This is a genomic window from Streptomyces sp. NPDC091271, assembly GCF_044757505.1.
GTDB lineage: Bacteria > Actinomycetota > Actinomycetes > Streptomycetales > Streptomycetaceae > Streptomyces.
The window spans coordinates 698,225-721,737 of sequence record NZ_JBIVVD010000003.1 but is presented as its reverse complement, the minus strand read 5'-3'; the positions used below and the strand labels follow the sequence as shown (position 1 = coordinate 721,737).

General features: G+C 72.6%; 22 protein-coding genes. 11 read left to right on the top strand and 11 right to left on the bottom strand.

The window, feature by feature from the left end; translation table 11 throughout:
• Positions 1-4: 4 nt before the first annotated feature.
• The 5 genes from ACIQM3_RS15010 to ACIQM3_RS14990 form a co-directional block, all read right to left on the bottom strand.
• Positions 5-1,081, bottom strand: a complete 1,077-nt coding sequence (locus ACIQM3_RS15010) for an RNA polymerase sigma factor (RefSeq protein WP_401623809.1) — start codon at positions 1,079-1,081, stop codon at positions 5-7.
• Between the two features lie 230 nt (positions 1,082-1,311).
• Positions 1,312-3,219, bottom strand: a complete 1,908-nt coding sequence (dnaG, locus tag ACIQM3_RS15005) for a DNA primase (RefSeq protein ID WP_401623807.1) — start codon at positions 3,217-3,219, stop codon at positions 1,312-1,314.
• 96 nt (positions 3,220-3,315) lie between these two features.
• Positions 3,316-4,575: an NAD(P)/FAD-dependent oxidoreductase gene (locus ACIQM3_RS15000; RefSeq protein WP_401623805.1), complete on the bottom strand. Its 1,260-nt coding sequence runs from the start codon at positions 4,573-4,575 to the stop codon at positions 3,316-3,318.
• Positions 4,576-4,693: 118 nt separating this feature from the next.
• On the bottom strand, positions 4,694-6,004 hold the full coding sequence (locus tag ACIQM3_RS14995; protein ID WP_401623804.1) for a deoxyguanosinetriphosphate triphosphohydrolase: 1,311 nt from the start codon (positions 6,002-6,004) through the stop codon (positions 4,694-4,696).
• 36 nt (positions 6,005-6,040) lie between these two features.
• The gene (locus ACIQM3_RS14990) at positions 6,041-6,946 is read right to left on the bottom strand and encodes a sirohydrochlorin chelatase (RefSeq protein ID WP_401623802.1); all 906 of its coding nucleotides are present in this window, start codon (positions 6,944-6,946) and stop codon (positions 6,041-6,043) included.
• Positions 6,947-7,144: 198 nt separating this feature from the next.
• On the opposite strand from ACIQM3_RS14990, the gene ACIQM3_RS14985 reads away from it, so the two are divergent.
• Together ACIQM3_RS14985 and ACIQM3_RS14980 are read left to right on the top strand one after the other, a co-directional pair.
• Entirely contained in the window at positions 7,145-7,900 is a 756-nt protein-coding gene (locus ACIQM3_RS14985) for a vancomycin high temperature exclusion protein (RefSeq protein WP_401623800.1), read from the top strand.
• 67 nt (positions 7,901-7,967) lie between these two features.
• Positions 7,968-10,043, top strand: a complete 2,076-nt coding sequence (locus ACIQM3_RS14980; protein WP_401623799.1) for a molybdopterin oxidoreductase family protein — start codon at positions 7,968-7,970, stop codon at positions 10,041-10,043.
• Here the strand turns inward: ACIQM3_RS14980 and ACIQM3_RS14975 are convergent.
• Genes ACIQM3_RS14975 through ACIQM3_RS14965 form a run of 3 tightly spaced genes read right to left on the bottom strand, consistent with a single transcriptional unit; the run spans position 10,006 to position 11,459 of the window.
• Positions 10,006-10,476 (bottom strand): gamma-glutamylcyclotransferase family protein, encoded by a 471-nt coding sequence (locus ACIQM3_RS14975; RefSeq protein ID WP_401623797.1) that lies wholly within the window; start codon positions 10,474-10,476, stop codon positions 10,006-10,008. The two genes, ACIQM3_RS14980 and ACIQM3_RS14975, sit on opposite strands and share 38 nt — an antisense overlap.
• Positions 10,473-10,811, bottom strand: a complete 339-nt coding sequence (cutA, locus tag ACIQM3_RS14970) for a divalent-cation tolerance protein CutA (RefSeq protein ID WP_401623795.1) — start codon at positions 10,809-10,811, stop codon at positions 10,473-10,475. The genes ACIQM3_RS14975 and cutA overlap by 4 nt, the downstream gene beginning before the upstream one ends.
• Before the next feature lie 54 nt (positions 10,812-10,865).
• Positions 10,866-11,459: an NADPH-dependent FMN reductase gene (locus ACIQM3_RS14965; RefSeq protein ID WP_401623793.1), complete on the bottom strand. Its 594-nt coding sequence runs from the start codon at positions 11,457-11,459 to the stop codon at positions 10,866-10,868.
• A gap of 69 nt (positions 11,460-11,528) precedes the next feature.
• On the opposite strand from ACIQM3_RS14965, the gene ACIQM3_RS14960 reads away from it, so the two are divergent.
• The 4 genes from ACIQM3_RS14960 (at position 11,529) to ACIQM3_RS14945 (ending at position 14,543) form a co-directional block, all read left to right on the top strand.
• Entirely contained in the window at positions 11,529-12,323 is a 795-nt protein-coding gene (locus ACIQM3_RS14960; protein ID WP_401623791.1) for an aminotransferase class IV, read from the top strand.
• A gap of 28 nt (positions 12,324-12,351) precedes the next feature.
• Positions 12,352-12,828 (top strand): DUF5990 family protein, encoded by a 477-nt coding sequence (locus tag ACIQM3_RS14955; RefSeq protein WP_401623789.1) that lies wholly within the window; start codon positions 12,352-12,354, stop codon positions 12,826-12,828.
• A gap of 356 nt (positions 12,829-13,184) precedes the next feature.
• Complete coding sequence (locus ACIQM3_RS14950; protein ID WP_401623787.1) at positions 13,185-13,868, top strand: hypothetical protein; 684 nt, start codon at positions 13,185-13,187, stop codon at positions 13,866-13,868.
• Between the two features lie 42 nt (positions 13,869-13,910).
• Positions 13,911-14,543: a class F sortase gene (locus ACIQM3_RS14945; RefSeq protein ID WP_401623785.1), complete on the top strand. Its 633-nt coding sequence runs from the start codon at positions 13,911-13,913 to the stop codon at positions 14,541-14,543.
• Between the two features lie 55 nt (positions 14,544-14,598).
• Here the strand turns inward: ACIQM3_RS14945 and ACIQM3_RS14940 are convergent, their stop codons facing one another.
• Positions 14,599-15,387 carry a sulfite exporter TauE/SafE family protein gene (locus tag ACIQM3_RS14940; RefSeq protein WP_401623783.1) on the bottom strand — a complete coding sequence of 263 codons (789 nt, stop codon included), beginning with the start codon at positions 15,385-15,387 and terminating at the stop codon, positions 14,599-14,601.
• 147 nt (positions 15,388-15,534) lie between these two features.
• Between ACIQM3_RS14940 and ACIQM3_RS14935 the strand changes: the two genes are divergently transcribed.
• The 4 genes from ACIQM3_RS14935 to ACIQM3_RS14920 all read left to right on the top strand — a co-directional run bounded on the left by ACIQM3_RS14935 (position 15,535) and on the right by ACIQM3_RS14920 (position 21,027).
• Entirely contained in the window at positions 15,535-16,800 is a 1,266-nt protein-coding gene (locus ACIQM3_RS14935; RefSeq protein ID WP_401623781.1) for an NAD(P)/FAD-dependent oxidoreductase, read from the top strand.
• Positions 16,800-19,385: a nitrite reductase large subunit NirB gene (gene nirB, locus ACIQM3_RS14930; protein ID WP_401623779.1), complete on the top strand. Its 2,586-nt coding sequence runs from the start codon at positions 16,800-16,802 to the stop codon at positions 19,383-19,385. Before ACIQM3_RS14935 ends, nirB begins: the two co-directional genes overlap by 1 nt.
• Positions 19,385-19,744, top strand: coding sequence for a nitrite reductase small subunit NirD (gene nirD / locus ACIQM3_RS14925; protein ID WP_401623777.1), 360 nt, complete (start codon positions 19,385-19,387; stop codon positions 19,742-19,744). The genes nirB and nirD overlap by 1 nt, the downstream gene beginning before the upstream one ends.
• Positions 19,745-19,860: 116 nt before the next feature.
• Positions 19,861-21,027, top strand: coding sequence for an alkaline phosphatase PhoX (locus ACIQM3_RS14920; RefSeq protein WP_401623776.1), 1,167 nt, complete (start codon positions 19,861-19,863; stop codon positions 21,025-21,027).
• A 48-nt stretch (positions 21,028-21,075) separates the two neighbouring features.
• Here ACIQM3_RS14920 and ACIQM3_RS14915 read toward each other — a convergent pair whose 3' ends face one another.
• Entirely contained in the window at positions 21,076-21,498 is a 423-nt protein-coding gene (locus ACIQM3_RS14915; RefSeq protein ID WP_401623774.1) for a VOC family protein, read from the bottom strand.
• Between the two features lie 167 nt (positions 21,499-21,665).
• Here ACIQM3_RS14915 and ACIQM3_RS14910 point away from each other — a divergent pair, with 167 nt between their 5' ends.
• A complete protein-coding gene (locus tag ACIQM3_RS14910; protein WP_401623772.1) occupies positions 21,666-22,250 on the top strand; it encodes a DUF4287 domain-containing protein in 585 nt (194 codons plus the stop codon).
• Positions 22,251-22,253: 3 nt separating this feature from the next.
• Here ACIQM3_RS14910 and ACIQM3_RS14905 read toward each other — a convergent pair whose 3' ends face one another.
• Entirely contained in the window at positions 22,254-23,255 is a 1,002-nt protein-coding gene (locus tag ACIQM3_RS14905; RefSeq protein WP_401623770.1) for an ArsR/SmtB family transcription factor, read from the bottom strand.
• Positions 23,256-23,513 lie beyond the last annotated feature (258 nt).

The following is a 23,513-nucleotide window of genomic DNA, read 5'->3' as shown; positions in this document are numbered from 1 at the left end:
GGTCTCAGTCGAGGTAGCCGCGGAGCTGGTCGGCGAAGGCGTGGTCCCGCAGCTTGTCGAGCGTCTTGGACTCGATCTGGCGGATGCGTTCGCGTGTCACGCCGAAGATCCGTCCGATCTCCTCGAGCGTGCGGGGCCGCCCGTCGTCGAGCCCGTAGCGGAGCTGGACGACCTTTCTCTCCCGCTCCCCGAGGGTGGAGAGCACCGCCTCCAGGTGTTCGCGCAGCAGGAGGAAGGCCGCGGACTCCACGGGTGAGGCGGCGTCGCCGTCCTCGATGAGATCGCCGAAGGCGACGTCGTCCTCCTCGCCGACGGGGGCGTGCAGGGACACGGGTTCCTGGGCGAGGCGCCGGACCTCGACGACACGTTCCGGGGTCAGGTCGAGCTGGGCCGCGACCTCTTCGGCGGTGGGCTCGTAACCGCGCTCCTGGAGCAGACGGCGCTGGACGCGCACGACCCGGTTGATCAGCTCGACGACATGCACCGGGACCCTTATGGTCCTGGCCTGGTCGGCCAGCGCGCGGGACATCGCCTGGCGGATCCACCATGTCGCGTACGTGGAGAATTTGTAGCCCCGGGCGTAGTCGAACTTCTCGACCGCCCTGATCAGTCCGAGGTTCCCCTCCTGGACCAGGTCGAGCATGGTCAGGCCCCGGCCCACGTAGCGCTTGGCCACGGAGACCACGAGGCGGAGGTTGGCCTCGATGAGCCGGCGCTTGGCCATCCGCCCCATGACCACGAGCCGGTCCAGGTCGAAGGCGAGCCGGGAGTCGGGGTCGGGGGTGGAGGCGAGCCGTTCCTCGGCGAAGAGCCCCGCCTCGACACGGCGGGCGAGGTCGACCTCCTCGGCGGCGCTGAGCAGCGGTATCCGCCCGATCTCCCGTAAGTACTGGCGGAAGAGGTCGGAGGTAGGCCCGCCCGCTTCCGGGCGGCTCCGCGGTTCCGATGCCTCTGGAGGCTCCACCGGTTCCTCCAGCACCGCTTGGGGCGTGCCCGCCGTCTCCGGGTGACGTGTGACCCGGTTCTGCGCGGGAATCGCCGGGACATGCTCGGTCGTGGTCGGCACGGTCCGGGTCTGCACGGGGGCGACCTCCAGGTGATCGCTGGCGGACCGCGGGGATGGAGGTCCGCCCCGGGCGGACCGGCCGCGCTCCGACGACTCAGGAACCGTCACCCAGTGTGGGGTACGACACATCGCCGCCACGAGGGGCGTGCGGTGACTTTTTGCGTCCGGAGAGTAACGGCGTGCTGATAGGCCTGTGCGGCATTGTCCCGCGACGCCGCGGGACAACTCCGCACAGGCCCTGAGGCTCAGAGGGCGTCGGCGCCGTGGCTCCGCAGCGACTGTGCGTACTGCTGGAGCACCCAGACCTCGTTCTGCGCGGCGGCCAGATGGTCCGGGGCGACATTGCTGCCGAGGCGGGCGAGGCTGCTCTGTACGTCGTCGATCCTGCGGTCGACGGCGCGGAGGCGGACCTTGACCAGGTGCTGGCCCGCGTACGACTCGTCGATGGTCTTGCCGTGGAAGACCTCGACCGCGAGCTCGGTGACGAGCTTGCGCACCGTGTCGTCGGGGGTCGCGTCGAGCACCTGGACCAGATACTCGCGGGTCTCGGCGACGCCCAGCTCCGCGCCGCCCGCCTCCGCGATGCACTGGCGTACGGCGGCGTAGGGCGGGGCGGTGAACTCGTCGACTCCGTAGGCGTCGAAAGCCGGGGAGACCAGGGCGGGCTTCTGCAGCGCGAGCTTGAGCAGCTCGCGCTCGGTGCGGTGCGCGGGACTGCGGAGGTTGAGCGCGGGGCCGGGCGGGGCGGCGGGGGCCTGGACCTGCTGGTGCTGCGCGTTGCCGGTACGCGAGGCCGACGCGGGTCCTCGCTGGTCTCCCCGCCCGCGGGCCCACTGGGCGAGCTGGTTGACCCGGTGGACGACGAATTCCTGGTCGAGGATGCCGACGAAGCCGGCGAGCTGGACGGCCACCTCCCGCTGGACGCTGCTCGTCTTGATCTTGGCGACGACGGGCGCGGCCTCGTCGAGCGCGGCGGCCCGGCCGGCCGGGGTCTCCAGGTCGTAGCGGCCGACGATCTGGCGGAGCGCGAATTCGAAGAGCGGGGTGCGGGGCTCGACCAGGTCCCGGACGGCGTCGTCGCCCTTGGCGAGCCGCAGGTCGCACGGGTCCATGTTGTCCGGGGCGATCGCGATGTACGTCTCGGCGGCGAACTTCTGGTCGTCCTCGAAGGCGCGCAGGGCGGCTTTCTGGCCTGCGGCGTCACCGTCGAAGGTGAAGATGACCCGGGCGCTGCCGTTGTCCATCAGGAGCCGTCGGAGGATCTTGATGTGGTCGTTGCCGAACGAGGTGCCGCAGGTGGCGATGGCGGTGGTGACCCCGGCGAGGTGGCAGGCCATGACATCGGTGTAGCCCTCGACGACGACGGCGCGGCTCGCCTTGGCGATGTCCTTCTTGGCCAGGTCGATGCCGTACAGCACCTGGGACTTCTTGTAGATCGAGGTCTCGGGGGTGTTGAGGTACTTCGGGCCGTTGTCGTCGTCGCGGAGCTTGCGGGCGCCGAAGCCGACGATGTCGCCCGAGGTGTCGCTGATCGGCCACATCAGCCGGCCGCGGAAGCGGTCGATGGGGCCGCGGCGGCCGTCCTGGGAGATACCGGAACTGATGAGCTCCTTGTCGCTGAAGCCCTTGCCCCGCAGATAGCGGGTGAGGTGGTCCCAGCCCGCGGGGCTGTAGCCGACGCCGAAGTGGGCCGCCGCGTCCTGGTCGAAGCCACGCGCGGCGAGGAACGCCCGGCCGATCTCCGCCTCCGGCCCGTTCAGCTGCTCGCGGTAGAAGTCCGCGGCGATCTTGTGGGCCTCGACCAGGCGGATGCGCTCGCCGCGCTGGTGGGAGGGGTTGTAGCCGCCCTCCTCGTACCGCAGGGTGATGCCCGCCTGGCCGGCGAGGCGTTCGACCGTCTCGGAGAAGGTGAGGTGATCGATCTTCATCACGAAGGCGATCGTGTCGCCGCCCTCCTGGCAGCCGAAGCAGTGGAACAGGCCCTTGGCCGGACTCACCTGGAAGGAGGGGGACTTCTCGTCGTGGAAGGGGCAGAGGCCCTTGAGGTTTCCACCGCCCGCGTTGCGCAGCTGAAGGTACTCGGACACGACGGCGTCGATCGGGACCGCGTCCCGGACCGCCTTCACGTCGTCGTCATTGATCCTGCCTGCCACGCGTGAAGTCTACGGGTGGGGCCGGGCATCCGGGACCGGCGGCAGCGGGGGCGCACCCCTGGGGCGCCGGCCCGTCCCGGATGCCGGGGCCACCGGTCAGAGCAGGGATTCCAGGGGTACCGAGGGGTCGCCCAGGGTGTCCGGGTCGACCGGCCGGGCGGCCTTGATCAGCTTCTGGATGCTTTCGGTGACGTCCCACACATTGACGTTCATCCCGGCGAGGACCCGGCGGTCCTTCAGCCAGAAGGCGATGAACTCGCGCTTGCCGGCGTCGCCCCGGATGACGACCTGGTCGTACGAACCGGGCGGGGCCCAGCCGGAGTACTCCAGGCCGAGGTCGTACTGGTCGGAGAAGAAGTACGGCACCCGGTCGTAGGACACGTCCTGGCCGAGCATGGCCTTCGCCGCGGCCGGTCCGCTGTTCAGGGCGTTCGCCCAGTGCTCCACGCGCAGCCGGCCGCCGAAGAGCGGATGGTCCACGGACGCGATGTCCCCGGCGGCGTAGATGTGCGGGTCGGAGGTACGCAGGGAGGCGTCGACGACGACACCGCCGCCCTCGGCCCGGCCCGCCATGTCGAGCCCCGCGGCCTCGGCGAGCGAGGTGCGCGGGGCCGCGCCGATCGCGGCGAGCACGTCGTGGGCGGGGTGCTCCTCGCCGTCGTCCGTACGGGCCGCGAGGACCAGGCCGTCCTGTCCGGTGATCTCGGTGAGGCGGGCGCCGAAGTGGAAGCGGACGCCGTGCTCCGCGTGCAGCTCGGTGAAGATCTGGCCGACCTCCGGGCCGACGACGTGGTGCAGCGGGGTCGGCGATGGGGCTACGACGGTGACCTCCGCGCCATAGCCGCGGGCCGCCGCGGCGATCTCCAGGCCGATCCAGCCGGCTCCGGCGATCACCAGGTGGCCGTTGTCACGGCCGAGGGCGGCGAGGACGTTGCGCAGCCGGTCGGAGTGGGCGAGACGGCGCAGGTGGTGGACGCCGACGAGGTCGGTGCCCGGGACGTCGAGACGGCGGGGCTCCGCGCCCGTGGCGAGCAGCAGCTTGTCGTAGTGGACGACCGTGTTGTCGCCGAGCTGCACGGAGCGGCCGGCCCGGTCGATGGAGGTGACCACCTGGCCGAGGTGGAGCTCGATGTCGGCGCCCGCGTACCAGGCGGTCTCGTGGACGAACACGGAGTCCCGCTCGTCCTTGCCCAGCAGGTATCCCTTGGACAGGGGCGGCCGCTCGTACGGGTGGTCGCGCTCGTCGCCGATGAGGATCACCCGGCCGCTGAAGCCCTCCGCCCGGAGTGTCTCGGCCGCCTTCGCTCCGGCGAGCCCTCCGCCGATGATGACGAACGTCCGATGTGCGTCGACCACTTGATGCCTCCTCGGTACTGTGCTGCGCGGCGCCGCCACCTGCGAGCGTCCCGCACGCAGCGTGATGGCGAAAGAGGGTGTGCCCCGATCAGGTCACCGCCGCTGGCATGTGGCCCGGTCATGGTCCAGTCTGCCCAACGCCCGTGAGTGTTCCGTGAAGGGACCGCGCGGAGGCGTCCGTGAGTGCGGCGATCTGGTCGACGAGAACCCTCTTGCGGGCCCGGTCGTCGGCGGCCGTCTCGTACAGGGCGCGGAACTGCGGTTCGAGTCCTTCGGGCGCGCGGGCGGTGAGCGCGGCCGCGAGCTCGGCGATCACGATCCGCTGATCGGCGCGGATGGCCTCCTGCTCGGCGCGCTGCATGACGTAACGGTCCGCGACGGCCTTGAGCACGGCGCACTCGTTGCGCACCTCGCGCGGGACGATCAGCTCGGCGCCGTACCTGCCGAGCCGGCCGGGCCCGTACGTGGAGTGGGTCGCGGCCTCGGCGGCGAGGCAGAACCTGCCGATGAGCTGGCTCGTCGCGTCCTTCAGCCGGGCCTGGGCGACCGCCGTGCCGTCGTAGCCGTGCGGCCACCACTCCTGGGCGGTGAGCCGGTCGAGGGCGTCGGCGAGCTCCTGGGGGTCGGTGCCCGCCGGGACGTACCGCCCGATGGCTACGCCCCAGATCTCCGCGCGCTCGGGCTCGGAGAAGAGGCAGCCGGGGTCGATGTGTCCGGCGTGCAGTCCGTCCTCGAAGTCGTGCACCGAGTAGGCGACGTCGTCGGACCAGTCCATGACCTGGGCCTCGAAGCATCTGCCGTCCTCGGGCGCGCCCTCGCGGGCCCAGGCGAAGACCGGCAGGTCGTCCTCGTACACCCCGAACTTCGGGGAGCCGGGGTCGGTGGGGTGCGCGCCCCGGGGCCAGGGGTACTTCGTGGCGGCGTCCAGGGCCGCGCGGGTCAGATTGAGCCCTACGCTGACGAGCCCCCCGCTGCGGGGATCGCGGACGAAGCGCTTGGGTTCGAGGCGGGTCAGCAGGCGCAGGGACTGCGCGTTGCCCTCGAAGCCGCCGCAGTCCGACGCGAAGTCGTTGAGCGCCTGTTCGCCGTTGTGCCCGAAGGGCGGGTGGCCCATGTCGTGGGAGAGGCAGGCCGCCTCCACGAGGTCGGGGTCGCAGCCGAGGGCGGCGCCGAGCTCCCGGCCGACCTGGGCGCACTCCAGGGAGTGGGTGAGCCGGGTGCGAGGACTGGCGTCCCAGGCCAGGCCGCGGGTGCCGGGCGTGACGACCTGGGTCTTGCCGGCGAGCCTGCGCAGGGCGGCGGAGTGGAGCACCCGGGCGCGGTCGCGCTGGAAGGCCGTACGTCCGGGCCTTTTGTCGGGCTCGGTGTCCCAGCGCTCGGTGTCAGCGGTGCCGTAGGGCGTGTCCCTGGGGTCGTGCGTACCGTCCATGTTCCCGACATTAGACGGACGGGCTGACAGGGAGGGTCAGGCGGTGGCGAGGAGGTGCGGGTGCGCCAGGGGTGCGTGGGCGGGCGCGGTGCCGGTGAGGGCCTGGTCGTAGCGGTGCAGCAGGAGGCGGGCCATGGCGGGGTGCGCGCCGAGAGGGGCGGCGGCGATACCCGGGGCGGCGGCGGCCGAGACGGTCGCGAAGCGGCCGGGGGCCGTGAAGTACGAGGCGAGGGCCACCCGGTGGCGGCCGCGGGCGGCGAGTGCGCGCAGGGCGGTGGGCACGTCGGGTGTGGACGCCGAGGCGTAGGCGGGCACGACGGGCACTCCGCCGAGGCGGTCGCTGAGCATGGCGGCGGTGCGGCGCGCGTCGACGTCCGAGTCGGGGTCGCGCGACCCGGCGGCGGCGAGCACGACGGCTGCGTCGCGGCTCGTGCCGTCCTCGTCCCGCCAGCCGGCTTCGGCCAGTCGCTCGTACAGGGCTTCGACGAGCAGCGGGTGCGGTCCGAGCGGGGCCGCCACCCGGGTCCGGAGGTGGCCCGCGGCCGCCGCGGCGAGGGGCAGGTCGTGCCGGACGTGGTGGCCGCGGCCGAGCAGCAGGGGCACGAGCACGGCGTCTCCCCGCCCGATGCCGTCCAGTGTGTCCGGCAGCAGGGGCTCGTTCAGCTCGATGTGGCCCAGCCGGACGTCGAGGGCGGGCCGCAGCTCCCGTACCCGGTCCAGGAGCTCCAGGACGGTGTGCAGGGCCTGCGGGTCCCGGCTGCCGTGCGCGACGGCGACCAGGGTGGGGGCGGATCTCCGGATGCGGTGCATGGGCCTGCGGGTTCCGTTCGGGGAGACGAGGCTGAGCTGGGTGCCGAGCTGGGCGGTGATACGGGTCAGGAGTTGCGCCGTGCTGTCGAGGGGCAGGGACTCACGAGGGTGTTCCGATGCCGTCTCCGTCATGGACCGATGGTGCCGGGCGGACGTTGCCGGGCCGTTTCGCACCGGTGACGAGTGTTTGCCTCCGCCTCACAGGGTGGGGGTCGTGGGTGTCGGCGCGTGTTCACACCGGAGCGTGAATCCGGATCGGGCGGCGAACCTTTCGCGCTCGCCGTTCGTCCCTTTCCTGAGGGATCCGGTACGAGCGCGGGGGGCGCGGGCATGCGGTTGAGGACACCGGGAGGGCTCCGTCGTGCGGGGCGCGTGGTGCTGGGAGGGCTCGCCGCCGCGCGGCCGCGGCTGCCGCGGACCCGGCGGGGGCAGCGGCGGCTGGTGCAGGCGCTGATGGTCGTCTGCTCGGTGGCTCTGGCGCCCGCGGCCTGGCTGCACACCACGGCCGACGCCCGGGTGCGGACGACGGCCGGCGCCCCGGCGCGGGAGGTCGCCGTGGTGTTCGGGGCGGGGCTGTGGGAGGGCCGGCCGTCGCCGTATCTCGCGCACCGGCTGGACACCGCCGCCGAGCTGTACAGGGCGGGCAAGGTCCGGGCCCTGCTGGTCACCGGGGACAACAGCCGCGTGGAGTACGACGAACCGGACGCCATGCGCACGTACCTCACGGCGCGCGGGGTGCCGGACGGCCGGATCGTCAGCGACTACGCGGGCTTCGACACCTGGGACTCCTGCGTCCGCGCCAAGAAGATATTCGGGGTCGACCGGGCCGTCCTGGTGAGCCAGGGCTTCCACATACGGCGGGCGATCGCCCTGTGCCGCTCGGCGGGGATCGACGCCTACGGGGTGGGAGCCGACGACGTACACGACGTCACCTGGTACTACGGCGGGACGCGGGAGGTGTTCGCGGCGGGCAAGGCGCTCCTGGACGTGGTGTTCGAGCCGGACCCGCACTTCCTGGGGCCGCGGGAGCCGGGGGTGGAGGAGGCGCTCGCGGGCGACCTCACGGCGGCGGGCGGGGCGGGCTGAGGTGTGCGTACCGGGGGCGTAACCGGACGCACCGGCACTCGTAATACCCACCTCGCACGCTGGGCGTATGGCCCGCACCGAGACGTCCACCCACTGCCCGTACTGCGCGCTCCAGTGCGGGATGAAGCTGCGACCGGTCACCGACGGCGGGGTGGTCGAGGTCGTGGAGCGTACGGAATTCCCTGTCAACCGGGGAGCCCTGTGCGGCAAGGGGCGGACGGCTCCCGCCGTCCTCGCCGCGGGGGTGCGGCTGACGGGGCCCCTCGTGCGCGGCGAGAGCGGTGAGCTGGCGCCGGCGAGCTGGGACGAGGCGCTGGAGAGGATCGCGGACGGGCTGCGCGTGACGCGCGCGGAGCACGGCGCGGACGCCGTGGGCGTCTTCGGCGGGGGCGGGCTCACCAACGAGAAGGCGTACGCGCTCGGGAAGTTCGCCCGGGTAGTGCTCGGCACCTCGCAGATCGACTACAACGGCCGCTTCTGCATGTCGTCGGCGGCCGCCGCACACCAGCGGGCCTTCGGTCTCGACCGTGGGCTGCCGTTCCCGCTGGAGGACATCCCCCGGACCGGGTGCGTGATCCTGGTCGGCTCGAATCTCGCGGAGACGATGCCGCCCGCGCTGCGCTATCTGACCGAACTGCGGGAGAACGGCGGCCGGCTGATCGTCATCGATCCGCGCCGGACCAGGACCGCCGAGCAGGCGGATCTCCACCTGGCGCCCCGGCCGGGCACCGACCTCGCCCTCGCGCTGGGCATGCTGCACCTGGTCGTGGCGGACGGCCGGGTGGACGAGGAGTTCGTCCGCGCCCGGACGAGCGGCTGGGACGGGGCCAGGGCAGGCGCCATGGCGCACTGGCCGGAGCTGGTGGAGCGCCTCACCGGGGTGCCGGTGCCGCAACTGCGCGAGGCCGTGGAGATGTTCTGCGGGGCGGAGAGCGGGATGGTGCTCACCGCGCGGGGCCCCGAGCAGCAGTCGAAGGGGACGGACACGGTCGGCGCCTGGATCAACTTCTGCCTGGCCACCGGCCGGGCGGGCCGTCCGCTGTCCGGGTACGGCTGTCTGACCGGCCAGGGCAACGGCCAGGGCGGCCGTGAGCACGGCCAGAAGGCCGACCAGCTGCCCGGCTACCGCAAGCTCACCGATCCGGCCGCGCGCCGCCATGTGGCCGGGGTCTGGGGCGTCGACCCCGATTCGCTGCCGGGGCCGGGGCGCAGTGCGTACGAGCTGCTGGACGCGCTGGGGCGGGATGTGCGGTCGCTGCTGGTCATGGGGTCCAACCCGGTCGTGTCGGCGCCGCACGCGGGGCACATCGAGGAGCGGCTGAAGTCGCTGGACTTCCTGGCGGTCGCGGACGTGGTGCTGTCGGAGACGGCGGCGCTGGCCGATGTGGTGCTGCCGGTGACGCAGTGGGCGGAGGAGAGCGGGACGACGACCAGCCTGGAGGGGCGGGTGCTGCTGCGGCAGCGCGCGGTCACCCCGCCGGAGGGGGTGCGCAGCGACCTGGAGGTGCTGAACGCGCTGGCCGGCCTCCTGGGGCACGGGAAGGGCTTCCCGGCCGATCCGGAGGAGGTCTTCGACGAGCTGCGGAGGGCCTCGGCGGGCGGTCCCGCCGACTACGCGGGCATCACCTACGCCCGGATCGCGGCGGAGGACGGGGTGTTCTGGCCGTGCCCGGACGAGGAGCACGCCGGGACGCCGAGGCTGTTCCTGGAGCGGTTCGCCACGGACGACGGCCGGGCCCGGTTCGTCCCCGTCACGCACCGGGCCGCCGCGGAGGAGACGGACGCGGAGTACCCGGTGGTGCTGACCACCGGGCGGGTCGTGTCCCAGTACCAGTCGGGGGCGCAGACCCGCCGGGTGGCCGAGCTGAACGCGGCCGCCCCCGGGCCGTTCGTGGAGCTGCATCCCCGGCTCGCCGAGCGGATCGGGGTGGCCGAGGGCGAGGACGTCGCGGTCACCTCGCGGCGGGGGCGGGCGGTGGCGCCGGCGCGGATCACCGTGGCGATCCGGCAGGACACCGTGTTCATGCCGTTCCACTGGCCGGGCACGGGCCGGGCCAACTCCTTGACGAATCCGGCGCTGGACCCGGTGTCGCGCATGCCGGAGTTCAAGGTGTGCGCCGTACGGGTGGAAGCGGCCGGCTGAGCCAGTCGCCGCCCGGTACGGGTGTGCCGCCGGTGCGCAGGGAGCGGGCGACTGCTGTGGCGGCGAGGTAGACCCAGGCGCGCACGGGCTCGGCGGAGCCTGATCCGGGCGCGTCCGGCAGCGGCGCGGGGACGGCCCGGCGGACCACCCGCTCGTACAGATTGCGCGGGTGGTCCGGCCCCAGGTACTGCTCCAGGTCGTCCAGGAGCCCGAGCAGTTCCGCGTACGCCCCGGGCGCGGCGGTGACCAGCGCGCCGTGGACGGAACCGTGGCCCTCGATCGCGTACGGATAGCCCGGGCCCTCATAGAGGAGGGCGCCCGGCAGCACGGCCGGGCGTTCCCCGCGGGTGCGGCCCCGGAGGAATTGGTCGTGATTGGGCTCCCCCGGGAGCAGCGTGCCGTATACGAAGAAGGGCAGCCGGACGCCGGTCACAGCGTCGCGTCGGGCGCCGTCTCCGCGGACACCCAGGCGAGGTAGCGGTCGTTGCCGCGCACGACGGGCGTCGCGATGATCTCGGGCGTCCCGTAGCCGTGGGCCGCGACGAGGTGGGCCTCCAGCTCGTCGTATCGCCCGGCCGCCGTCTTGAACAGCACCTGCCATTCCTCGGCGGTCTCGACGGCGTCCCGCCACCGGTAGACGGAGGTGACGGGCGCCGAGATCTGGGCGCAGGCGGCGAGCCGCGCGTCCACCGCGCCCCGCGCCAGGGTGTGGGCCTTCTCCTCGCTGTCTGTCGTGGTCAGTACGGTCAGCCATGCGGGCTCGGTCATCCGGGTCTCCTCGTTCGCGGTGTCCGTGCCCCTCGATTGTCGGCGCTCGCGGGGTCAGCCGGCGTACGGGTGCCGGGTCCTGGCCTCGCGCAGGGCGCGGCCCCACCAGACCAGCTGGTCGAGCATCCTCTTGGCCGCCCCGTCGACCTGGACCGGGTCCTTGTGCACGCCCCGGTCGTCGAAGAGCGCGCCCGCGTTGTGGAAGGAGACGGTGTCGCGGATGGAGACGGCGTGCAGTTCGGCGAAGACCTGGCGGAGGTGTTCGACAGCCCGCAGGCCGCCGGAGATTCCGCCGTACGACACGAACGCGACGGGCTTGGCCTGCCATTCGGCGAAGTGCCGGTCGATGAGGTTCTTCAGCGGGGCGGGGTAGGAGTGGTTGTACTCGGGGGTCAGTACGACGAACGCGTCGGCGTGTGCCAGCCGGGGGGCCACCTCGGCGGCCCCGGTGGCAGGCGGCTCGGTCTCGGCGACATCGATCAGCTCGGTCTCGATGCCCGGGTGGCCGGCCGCCCGCCCGAGGAACCACTCGGCCACGACGGGGCCGAAGCGGCCCTCACGGTTGCTGCCGAGGATGACGGCGACCTTCAGCGGGACGTCCTTCAGCGGGACGTCGGACGGTGTGGGAACAGCTGTGTTGAGGTCCATGCACCGCAGACTCACACCTCAACCATGATTGAGGTCAAGCGCCGTGGCGCGACACCTACGCTGGAGGCCATGACGATCTTCGCTCCGGACCTCTACGTCGAGTTCGACGGCCGCCCCGCCACCGGGGACGACCTGCGCATCCCGGCCTTCGCGAGCTACGGCCATTTCACCGCGATGCAGGTCAGGGACCGCACCGTGCGAGGCCTCGCGCTGCATCTGGACCGGCTGGACTCCGCGAACCGGGAACTGTTCGGCCTGCCCCTGGACGGGGAGCGCGTGCGTGAACTGATCGGGCACGCGCTCGACGGCGCCGGGGCACGGGACGCGTCGGTCCGGGTCCACGCCTTCATGCCCCCGGGCAGCGCGACGACGGTGCGGATGGTGACGGTGCGGGAGCCCGCCCGCGCGGACGGCGCACCGCAGAGCCTGATGTCGGTCCCGTTCGCGCGCTCCCTGCCGCACATCAAGCGCCCCGGCGAGTTCTGCCAGATCTATTACGGGCAGCAGGCCCGGCGGGCGGGGTTCGACGAGGCGCTGCTCACCTCGCCGGGCGGCATGGTGACCGAGGGATCGATCACCAACATCGGCTTCTGGGACGGCACTTCGGTCGTCTGGCCGGACGCCCCGGCGCTGACCGGCATCACCATGGCGCTGCTGGAGGGCGGACTCGAACGGACGGACCGGCCCTCGGTACGGCACGGAGTGACGCTGGACGGGCTGGACGCGTACCGGGCGGCGTTCGTCACGAACTCGCAGGGCATCGCGCCGGTCCACCGGATCGACGACACGCCCTTCACCGTCGACGAGGGCCTGATGACACTGCTCGGTCAGGTGTACGAGGACACCCCTCGCGACGCCGTCTGACCTCCCCGGCATGCGGGAGCATGGGGCCATGCAGATCCATATCGAAGCATCGGAACTCCCGGGTCGCACCTGCGGCCCCGACACCGACTTCGCAGGTTTCGACAACATCCACGTCGGCGTGCAGCGCAAGGACCGGCCCGGCGAACTGCTCGGCCTGCACCCGGGCGACGCGGCCCGCGCCTCCTGGACCCTGGACTGCACCGCCGCATCCACCGCGGAGGGCGTCGAGGTGTCGGGACCGTACGTCCAGAACCGGCTCGGAGGGCGCTTCGTCTATCTGTCCTGGGGCACCGTGGACGACTCCGGCCTCTTCACGATGTTCCGCCGCGCCAAGCTGATGATGAGCGACATCAGCCCTGAGGTCCTGGAGGCGGCCTCCCGGACGGGGCACCTCACCGCGCGGCTGCGCCTGACCGACGGCAGAGGGCAGCCGCGGTGCGCCCGCGTACGCCCGCCGGACATCGAGTGGTCCGCGACGGATGGGAGCGACCCTCGGGGGAGCTGAACCGCGAAGGGGAGAAGGACACCGCCCTCACCGGTCCCAGGGGGGGTGGGCCGGTGAGGGCGGTCGCCGTGGGGTCGGCGGGGGGGGTGCCGTCCCGTGGGGGGTAGAGACCGTTTGCCCGGCCGACACAGACTCATTCGTGTGACCTGCGTCACACTTACCGGGGGCGGGCTCACCCGATCGGCACCGGGCGGCGTGACCGGCCTCCGTCACCGCCGCGACCTGCGCAGGACCGGTCTCACGGCCGCGCTCCCCGCGTCCGTACGGGTGAAAGCTGACCACACGTCAGCATGCGGCCGGGGGGCGGGGCCACTTACCTCGGAGGCAGGACACATCCGTCTGCCCGGAGGATTCGCATGCGCAGCCCTGCCCGCCTCGTGACCGGTACCGCCGCCGCGGCCCTCACCGCCGCCGCGCTCGGCCTCGCCATCCCGTCCGCGCACGCGGACAGCCTCGGCAGACCCGAGCTCACCGCGGCGACGGCCGCGCCCGGCGCGGCGGACTGCGCCGCCGGGGAGGGCTCGGCGGACGTGGACGCGGCCGCCTTCTGCGAGAGCGGCGGGGCGGCAGATGACCTGGGGGCGCTCGAAGACCTGGAGCCCGGGGACCCCGGACCCGCTGACGGTCCGGATCCGCTCGCGGGCCTGGAGACGACCGAGGACCCGGCAGCGGTTCCGGGGTCCTCCTGGACGGAGACGGAGACCGAGGAGGAGGGCGGCACAGGGACCGGGGACGAGGCCGGAACGCTCCAGCGACCCGGGACCGGGGCAGGGACAGCCCCCGGTACGGGAAACCGCCCCGAACCCGTGCCCCCGCACGCGACCGACCCCGGATCCGCGAAACCGCCCGTGCCGCCGGGGCACAGGCCCACGACCGCACCCAGCCCCAGCCGGCCTTCCGGCCATGTCGGGACGGGTGTCGGCGGCAGCGCCGCCCCCGACACCGCCCAGCTCGCCGCGGGCGCCGGCCTCGTCGGAGCGGCGGCCCTCAGCGGCCTCTTGCTGATGCGCCGCCGCCGCGCCGACGGCCCACGTCACTGAGGACGGCACGCGTCACCGAGGACGACCCGCGAAGGACGAGACGTGGACAGGACGGCACTGAGAGCGAGGGCCTGGCTGGCGGGCGTCGCCGCACTGTGCGGCATATGGCTGGTCCACAACGGCGCGGTCGTCCGGACCGTCGCCCCCCAGCCGTCCACCGCCGAGGCCTTCGCGGCGGGCCCCGAGCCGCGCCCGGGCACCAGGGTCGCCGACCCACTGCGCCCCTCCGAACCGGTCAGGATCCGCATCCCCGGCATCGGCGTGGACGCGCCCATGACGGGCCTCGGGCTGACCGCCGACGGCAGCCTCGACGCACCGCCCGCCGGGAACCGCAACCTCGCGGGCTGGTTCGAGGGCGGCACACCACCCGGCGCCAAGGGCACCGCGATAGTGGCCGGGCATGTCGACAACGCCGAGGGGCCGTCCGTGTTCTACGGCCTGGGGTCCCTGAAGAAGGGGGCCGGGGTCGAGATCGACCGCGGGGACGGCAGCACCGCCGTCTTCTCGGTCGACGCGGTCGAGGTGTACGAGAACGACGAGTTCCCGGACAAGCGCGTCTACGGCGCCACTCCGCACGCCTCGCTGCGGCTGATCACCTGCGGCGGCGGCTTCACCCGCGAGACGGGCTACCAGGGCAACGTGGTGGCGTACGCCCACCTCACCGAGGTGCGCTGACAGCTCACACCAGCCGAGTCCGAGGCACCCTGACGGCCTTGGCCGAACGCTCAGGTCAGGCCGTCCACTGGTCGAAGCCGAGCTTGGCGACCAGCGAGAACACCACGACCAGCAGTACCCCGCGGACGAAGTCGCTGCCCTTCCTGAGCGCCATCCGCGCCCCGAGCATCCCGCCCGCCAGATTGAATACGGCCATCAGCGCGGCCAGCTGCCACAGGACCGTGCCCTGGTAGGCGAACATCGCCAGCGCCCCGCCGTTGGTGCAGACGTTCACGATCTTCGCGGTCGCGGAGGCGGTGACGAGGTCGAGGTGGAGCACCGCGGTCAGCGCCAGCACCAGGAAGGTGCCCGTGCCCGGCCCGAAGAGCCCGTCGTAGAAGCCGATGCCTCCGCCCACCAGCACGATCGCGGTGACCGTACGGGCCCGGGTGACCTTCTTCCCCGTGTCGCCGGCCGCCGCCGTGCCGAAGGACGGGCGCAGCATCACGAAGGCCGCGACCGCGAGCAGCACCACCATGATCACCGGACGCAGGACGTCGCTGCTGATGCCCGCGGCGAAGAACGCACCCGTCATCGATCCCACGAGCGCCATGAGCCCGATCCGCACGGCGGTGCCCACCCGCACCGGCGCCCTGCGTACATAGGTCACGGCGGCGCCCGAGGTGCCGACGATGGCGACGGCCTTGTTGGTGCCGAGTACGTGTGCGGCGGGGACGTGCGGGAGGCCCAGCAGCAGTGCGGGCAGGAGGAGCAGCCCGCCGCCGCCGACCACCGCGTCGATCCAGCCGGCCACGGCGGCGGCCAGGCAGAGCAGAACGAGGGTGGTCAGCGTTATCTCGGGCATGTCCGCGACCTTAGGCAAGCGATAGGTGCCCAGTCCAACCAGTTGCCCGGCCCTCACAGAGGGCCTCCGCGCGTGCTGAGCGCAAGGTTCCTCCCGGGAAACAGGAGGGATGCGGTCGGGTAACACCCGCCGCGCACTCTCGATGGCATGAGGACACAGACGGAGAACGCGGCACGGGTGGTGGTGATCGGCGCCGGGATGGCGGGCGCGCGGCTCGCCGCCCGGGTCCCCGGTGTCACCGTCATCGGCGAGGAGGCGCACGCACCGTACAACAGGGTGCTGCTGGCCGAGGTGCTGGCCGGCCGGTACGAGCCGGACGTCATCGCACTGCCGCCCGCCGAGGTGCGGCGCGGGGTGCGGGTCGTGCGGATCGACCGGGCGGACCGGCTGGTGCACTGCGACGACGGCAGTGTCGTCGGGTACGAGCGCCTGGTGCTGGCCACCGGCTCCAACCCGGTGCTGCCGCCGCTGCGGGGCCTCGGCCACACGCTGCCGGACGGAGTGCACCCGTTCCGCACCCTCGACGACTGCCTGGCCCTGCGCGCCGCGGTACGCCCCGGCGTGCGCGCCGTCGTCATCGGCGGCGGGCTCCTCGGGGTGTCGGCCGCCCGCGCTCTCGCCGAGTGCGGCGCCCAGGTGGTGCTGGCCCAGCAGGGCGAGCACCTCATGGAGCGGCAGCTGGACGCCGAGGCGGCCGGGATGCTTCGCCGCCACCTGGAGGGCCTCGGCGTCGAGGTGCACACCGAGTGCCGGGTGCGCGGACTGCGCTGCACCGACGGGGACACCCCGGCGGTGCGGGCCGTGGAGATGGCCGACGGCTACGAGCTGGAGGCCGAGATCACGGTGCTGGCCTGCGGGGTCCGCCCCAGGACGGGTCTGGCGCAGGCGGCCGGCCTGGAGGTCCGCAAGGGCATCGTCGTGGACGACGAGCTGCGCACCTCGGACCCGTACATCCACGCCGTGGGCGACTGCGCCGAACACGCCGGGACGGTCTACGGGCTGGCGGGCGCAGCGCTCGAACAGGCCGACGTCCTGGCCGAGGTGCTGGCGGGCCGCCCCGCCCGCTACGGGGGCACCAGGGCCCTGACCAGGCTCACCCTGCGCTCCCCCGCCGCGACCCCCGTCACCGCCGGAGCCGCCGGAGCCGCCGTCGTCTCCGGGGCCGCCGGCGGGCTCGACCTGGCCGCCTTCGGCGACTCCCGCCCGATGCCCGGCGACGACGTGATCCGGCTGGCCGACGCCACCCGGGGCGCGTACCGCACGGTCGTCGTCCGGGGCGACCGGCTGGCGGGCGGGGTGCTGTTCGGCGATCTCGCCGCGGTCGGCACCCTCGCCCGGACCTGGCAGGACGACGACGCCCTCCCCGCCGACATGTCCCTGCTCCACCTGCTCACCAACGACGGAGGCTTCTGATGCCGGTGTCCACTCCCCCGACCGCCCCCACCGCAGGCGTGCCGACGATCGTGGTCGTCGGGCACGGCATGGTCGGTCAGCGGTTCCTGGAAGCGCTCGCCGACCGCGGCCTGACCGCCGCCGCGGGCACCGCCCGGGTCGTCGTGCTCTGCGAGGAGCCCCGCCCCGCGTACGACCGGGTGCAGCTGACCTCGTACTTCTCCGGGAAGACGCCGGAGGACCTCTCGCTCGTCGAGCCGGGCTTCATGGAACGCCACGGCATCGAGCTGCGCGTCGGTGACCCGGCGGAGAGCGTCGACCGTGAGGCGCGCACCGTCACCGCGCGCTCCGGGGAGACCTTCTCCTACGACACGCTGGTGCTGGCCACCGGCTCGTACCCCTTCGTCCCGCCCGTCCCGGGCAAGGACGCCGAGGGCTGCTTCGTCTACCGCACCATCGAGGACCTCCTCGCGATCGAGGCGTACGCGAAGACCGCGAAGACCGGCGCGGTCGTCGGCGGCGGGCTCCTCGGTCTGGAGGCCGCGGGCGCGCTGAAGGGGCTCGGACTCGACACGCACGTCGTGGAGTTCGCCCCCCGGCTGATGCCGGTCCAGGTCGACGACGGCGGCGGCGCCGCTCTGCTGCGCACCATCGAGAACATGGGCCTCTCCGTCCACACGGGTGTCGGCACCCAGGAGGTCACCGCGGGCGAGGACGGCCGGGTCGACGGCATGTCCCTGTCGGACGGTTCCTCGCTCGAGACCGACCTCGTCGTCTTCTCCGCCGGTGTACGCCCCCGGGACCAGCTGGCCCGCGACTGCGGTCTGGCGGTCGGCCCGCGCGGCGGCATCGTCGTCGACGAGGAGTGCCGCACCTCGGACAGCTCCGTGTTCGCGATCGGCGAGTGCGCGCTGGCGTCGGACGGCCGGGTCTACGGACTGGTGGCGCCGGGTTACGAGATGGCGCTGGCGGTGGCCGAGGTGATCGCCGGCAACACGGCCTCCTTCACCGGCGCCGACCTCTCGACGAAGCTGAAGCTGCTCGGTGTGGACGTCGCCTCCTTCGGCGACGCGCACGGTGCGGCCGAGGGCTGCCTCGACGTGGTGTACGCGGACTCCCGCTCGGGTGTCTACAAGAAGCTGGTGATCGGCCATGACGGCACGCTGCTCGGCGGTGTCCTGGTGGGCGACGCCGACCAGTACGGCACGCTGCGGCCGATGACCGGCACGGTCCTGCCCGTCGCCCCGGAGCAGCTGGTGCTGCCGGCCGGCGCGGGCGGCCCTGTCACCCTCGGCCCGTCCTCGCTGCCCGACGAGGCCGTGATCTGCTCCTGCCACAACGTCACCAAGGGCGCGATCTGCGAGCACACCACGCTGCCCGAGGTGAAGAAGTGCACCAAGGCAGGTACCGGATGCGGGAGTTGCGTCAAGGTCATCGGGCAGCTGCTGCCGCAGCCCGAGGACCAGGGGCTGTGCGGCTGCTTCGCGTACACCCGCAGTGAGCTGTACGAGATCGTCCGCACCCTGGGCGTCACGACGTACGCCGATCTCCTCGACTCGCACGGCCGAGAGGCGGCCCGCGGCGGGGACGGCTGCGAGGTCTGCAAGCCGACGGTCGGCTCGATCATCGCCTCGCTGGCCCCGACGGTCGGCGCGAGCGGCTACGTCCTGGACGGCGAGCAGGCGGCGCTGCAGGACACCAACGACCACTTCCTGGCCAACCTCCAGCGCAACGGCTCGTACTCCATCGTGCCGCGCATCCCCGGCGGTGAGATCACCCCCGAGAAGCTGATCGTGATCGGCGAGGTGGCCCGGGACTTCGGTCTCTACACGAAGATCACCGGCGGCCAGCGGATCGACCTGTTCGGCGCACGCGTCGACCAGCTGCCGCTGATCTGGACCCGCCTCGTGGACGCGGGCTTCGAGTCCGGACACGCGTACGGGAAGTCGCTGCGCACGGTGAAGTCCTGTGTGGGGCAGACCTGGTGCCGCTACGGCGTGCAGGACTCGGTGAAGATGGCCATCGACCTGGAGCTGCGCTACCGGGGCCTGCGCTCGCCGCACAAGCTGAAGTCGGCGGTCTCGGGCTGCGCCCGGGAGTGCGCGGAGGCCCGCGGCAAGGACTTCGGGATCATCGCCACGGCGCAGGGCTGGAACCTCTACGTGGGCGGCAACGGCGGCGCCACCCCGCGCCACGCGGACCTGCTCGCCCAGGACCTCTCCGACGCCGAACTGGTCCGCCTCATCGACCGGTTCCTGATGTTCTACATCCGCACGGCGGACCGCCTGGAGCGCACCTCGACCTGGCTGGACCGGATCGAGGGCGGCCTGGACCACGTCCGTGACGTCGTCGTCCACGACTCGCTCGGCCTCTGCGACGAGCTGGAGCGGCTGATGGCCGACCACGTCCGCGGGTACCGCGACGAGTGGGCCGAGACCATCAACGACCCGGAGCGGCTGCGGCGGTTCGTCACCTTCGTCAACGCCCCCGACTCACCCGACCCCTCGGTCAAGTTCGTCCCGGAGCGCGACCAGGTCAAGCCTGACCTGGACATCCTCGCGGGCCCGGTGCTTGCCATCCGCACTCTTGAAGGGACTTCCTCCTGATGACGACCCAGACGATGGAAACGGCGCAGGACACCCGGACGATCCAGCTCGCGGACGGGGACGGCTGGCTGACGGTCTGCGACCGCGCGCTGCTGACCCCGGGGCGGGGCGTGGCGGCGCTCCTCCCGGACGGCCGGCAGGTCGCGCTGTTCGTGGACCGCGCGGGACGGGCGTACGCGATCGACAACCGCGACCCGTTCACCGGTGCGTACGTCCTCTCCCGCGGCCTGGTCGGCTCCGCCGGCGGGCGGCCGTTCGTCGCGTCGCCGCTGCTGAAGCAGCGCTTCGACCTGGAGACGGGCGCCTGCCTGGACGACGACGACGTCACCGTGCCGGTCTTCCCGGTCCGCGGGGACTGACTCCGGTCCGTTCACCGGCCGTTGACGCTCCGTCAACCACTCGCCTCTACTGTCCTGACGTTCGACCCGCCGGGCCGACCGGTCCGGCGGGCCCGCACGTCACCCGTGGAGTGATCGTGGAACGTCGGACCTTCTTGCGCACAGCGGTGATCGGCAGCTCGGCGGCGGCCTTCGGCGGCACCCTGTGGCGGGGTGCCGCATTCGCGGATCCGGCCCAGCCGGCCGCGGGCCCCTACGGTGCGCTGCAGGCGGCGAACGGCAACGGCATCCTGCTGCCGAGCGGCTTCACCAGCAGGATCATCGCCCGTTCCGGGCAGACCGTCCCTGGCACCTCGTACACCTGGCACAGCGCCCCTGACGGCGGTGCCACCTTCACCGACGGCAGCGGCTGGATCTACGTCTCCAACGCGGAGGTGTCCGCGAGCAGCGGCGGAGGAGCGAGCGCGGTGCGCTTCAACTCCTCCGGGACCGTCACCTCGGCGTACCGGATCCTGTCCGGCACGAACACCAACTGCGCGGGCGGCCGGACTCCTTGGAACACCTGGCTCTCCTGCGAGGAGGTCACCCGCGGCTTCGTGTACGAGACCGACCCGTGGGGGGTCGACGCGGCCGTGCAGCGCCCCGCGATGGGCCGGTTCAAGCACGAGGCGGCGGCCGCGGACCCCGACCACGGCTACGTCTACCTGACCGAGGACGAGACGGACGGCCGCTTCTACCGCTTCCGCCCCACCACCTGGGGCAATCTGTCCTCAGGCACGCTCCAGGTGCTGGTGGCGGGCACCGGCACCTCCGGCCCGGTGACCTGGACGACCGTCCCCGACCCGGACGGCTCACCCACCCAGACCCGCTACCAGGTCTCCGGCGCCAAGGTGTTCAACGGCGGCGAGGGCTGCTTCTACGCGGCGGGCACCTGCTGGTTCACCACCAAGGGCGACAACCGGGTGTGGGCGTACGACGCGAACGCCTCGTCCCTCTCGCTCGCCTACGACGACTCGCTCGTCACGGGCGGCGGGGCCCCGCTGACCGGCGTCGACAACGTCACCCGCGCAGCCTCCGGTGACCTGTACGTCGCGGAGGACGGCGGGAACATGGAGATCTGCCTGATCACCCCGGACGACACCGTCGCCCCGTTCCTGAGGATCAGCGGCCAGTCGGGTTCGGAGATCACCGGTCCGGCCTTCTCCCCGGACGGCCGGCGGCTCTACTTCTCCTCGCAGCGCGGCACCAGCGGGAGCTCGTCCGGCGGTATCACTTACGAGGTCACGGGGCCGTTCCGCAGCTGAGCGGGCTCCCCGGGGCGGCGGCGATGGCGCCGCTGCCCCGCACCGCCTTCAGGCCTGGCCACCGTTGGCCACGGCCTCGGGGGACATCCAGACGACCTCCCAGATGTGGCCGTCCGGGTCCTGGAACGAGCGGCCGTACATGAAGCCCATGTCCTGGGTCTCGTTGGCGGGCGAGCCACCCGCGGCGAGCGCGGCGTCGGCCATCTCGTCGACCTTCTCGCGGCTCTCCGCGCTCAGGGCGAGGAGGACCTCGGTCGTTCTCGACGCGTCGGCGATCTCCTTCTTGGTGAACTCCTTGAAACGCGGCTCGCTGATGAGCATCGAGAAGATCGTGTCGCTGATGACCAGGCACGCCGTCGTCTCGTCACTGAACTGCGGATTGAAACCGAAGCCGAGCTTCGAGAAGAAGTTCTTCGACGTCTCGAGGTCCTTGACCGGCAGGTTCACGAAGATCATCTGAGGCTGGGTCATGACGTGTCCCACTCTTCCGTCCGGCACTCTGGGTGCTCCCACGCTCTCCGTACGAGCGCTTACGAGAGGTAGACGACGGCGGCGCCCAGAACTCATCGCTCCCGGCGAGGGCAGTTCTCCGCGCGCCGTGGACCCGCGCCCCGGGGACGCATCTAGCGTCTCGGACCATGAGCGGATCGACGGGCAGAAGAATCACCGAGAAGCTGTCGGACGACGCCCTGCGCGGGGCCACCGGCCGGGACTGGGCGGACTGGTTCGCCGTACTCGACGCCTGGGACGCCACCCGGCGCAGCCACGCGGAGATCGCCGCGTTCCTCGGCACCGAACACAGGATGGGCGGCTGGTACGCCCAGTCGGTAGCGGTCGGGTACGAGCAGTCACGCGGTCTGCGCCAGGTCGGGCAGTCCTCCACCGGCGACTGGAACACCTCGGGCAGCCGGACGCTCGCGGCCGCTCCGGAGCGCGTGCTGGGCGCCTTCACCGACCCGGAGACCCGTGAACGCTGGCTGCCCGGCGTGGAGCTCTCCGTGCGCAGCCGGCGCCCGGGGAAGTCGCTGAGCGCCGGCTTCCGTGACGCGTCCGGGGACGCCGGGCGGCTCACGCTGTGGCTCCAGGAGCTGCCGGACGGCCGGACGCGCCTCGGTGTGGGCCACGAGAGGCTGGCGAACGCGGAGGCGGTCGCCCGGTACAAGGCGTTCTGGAAGGAACGCCTGGCCGCGCTCAAGGCCCTCTTGGAGGACGGGCCCCGCTGACGGTCAGGGCACGGCGAGCGGGGCTCCGCCCCTGAGCAGTTCGGAGCCCAGCGGGGTGAGGGTGTGCAGGACCGAGCTGCCGTGGCGCAGGGTGCGGACCAGGCCGGCCTCGCGCAGCACGCAGGCGTGCTGGCTCGCCGAGGCCAGGGACACCCCCGTCCTGCGGGCCAGTTCGCTCGTCGTGCAGCCGTTGCCTATGGACCGCAGGACCGCCGAGCGGGTGTGGCCCACGAGCCGGCCGAGCCAGGGGCCGGGTTCGGCGGTGGCCGGGGCGCCGGGGTGGGTGACCGGGTAGACGAGGACCGGCGGGAGGCGCGGGTCGCGGTAGACGACGGGGGTGCCCCGGCAGAAGTACGACGGCTGGAGAAGCAGGCCCCGCCCGTCGAGGCGCAGCTCACGGTCGACCGGGTAGTCCGACTCCAGCACGGGGGCCCGCCAGCGGATCATCGGCGGCAGGGTGGCCAGGAGCTCGTCCGCGCCACCGTCCAGCAGGGCCCGGCCCCGGACCGCGCGGTCGGCCTCGACGCTCGCCCGGATGTGCGGCCAGTACGGCTCGACCGCGGCGCGGTGGTAGGCGCGCAGGGTGGAGATGAGCCGCCCCAGCGGCTCCGTACGCCCTTCGGCCAGCACCTCCGGGAGGGCGCCGCCGGACGGCCGTCGCGCGTGGGGGGCGTTCCCCGCCAGCAGTCCGAGTTCCTCCCGGATGCGGTCCGCGGGTGTGTCGCGCAGGGCCTCCATTCCGGCGTCGAGCCCGAATGGCTCGGCGCCCGGCCCGCAAGGCGTCAGGAAGTCGGGAAAATATCCACGCGGCGGGACGACCGCGGACAGCAGACGTGCTTCACCATTCAACCGGGTACGGGATTCCTTCCGCCATTTCCCGAACACCGTGGAACCCCGCCGGTCTCTCAGCCGGTGAAAACTGAGAACGGTTTCCCACATCGCGTCCGGCCTCGTGGCCATCCGCACACGCGAAAGGTCCACCCCGGACACATGGATACGCAGCACCGATCCCCCACCTGTTGCACCCGCAATTGCCCCCACCGAAGCGTATGCACGGCGTCACAGGAGGTCACCACGGGGTTTCGGCCACAGTTGAAACGTCTCGCCCGTATTCCCGCCAGACGAAAAGCTGTACGACGTCGGGTACGCATCCGGCGTCACCGAATGAGCGGGTGAGGGCCGTGGGGGGCCTTGCCTGTTCGGCGGCGGTGAGCGACGGTGCGGCTCCGTACCCGGCAGGGGTAAGCGGGTGCGGCCCGGGGG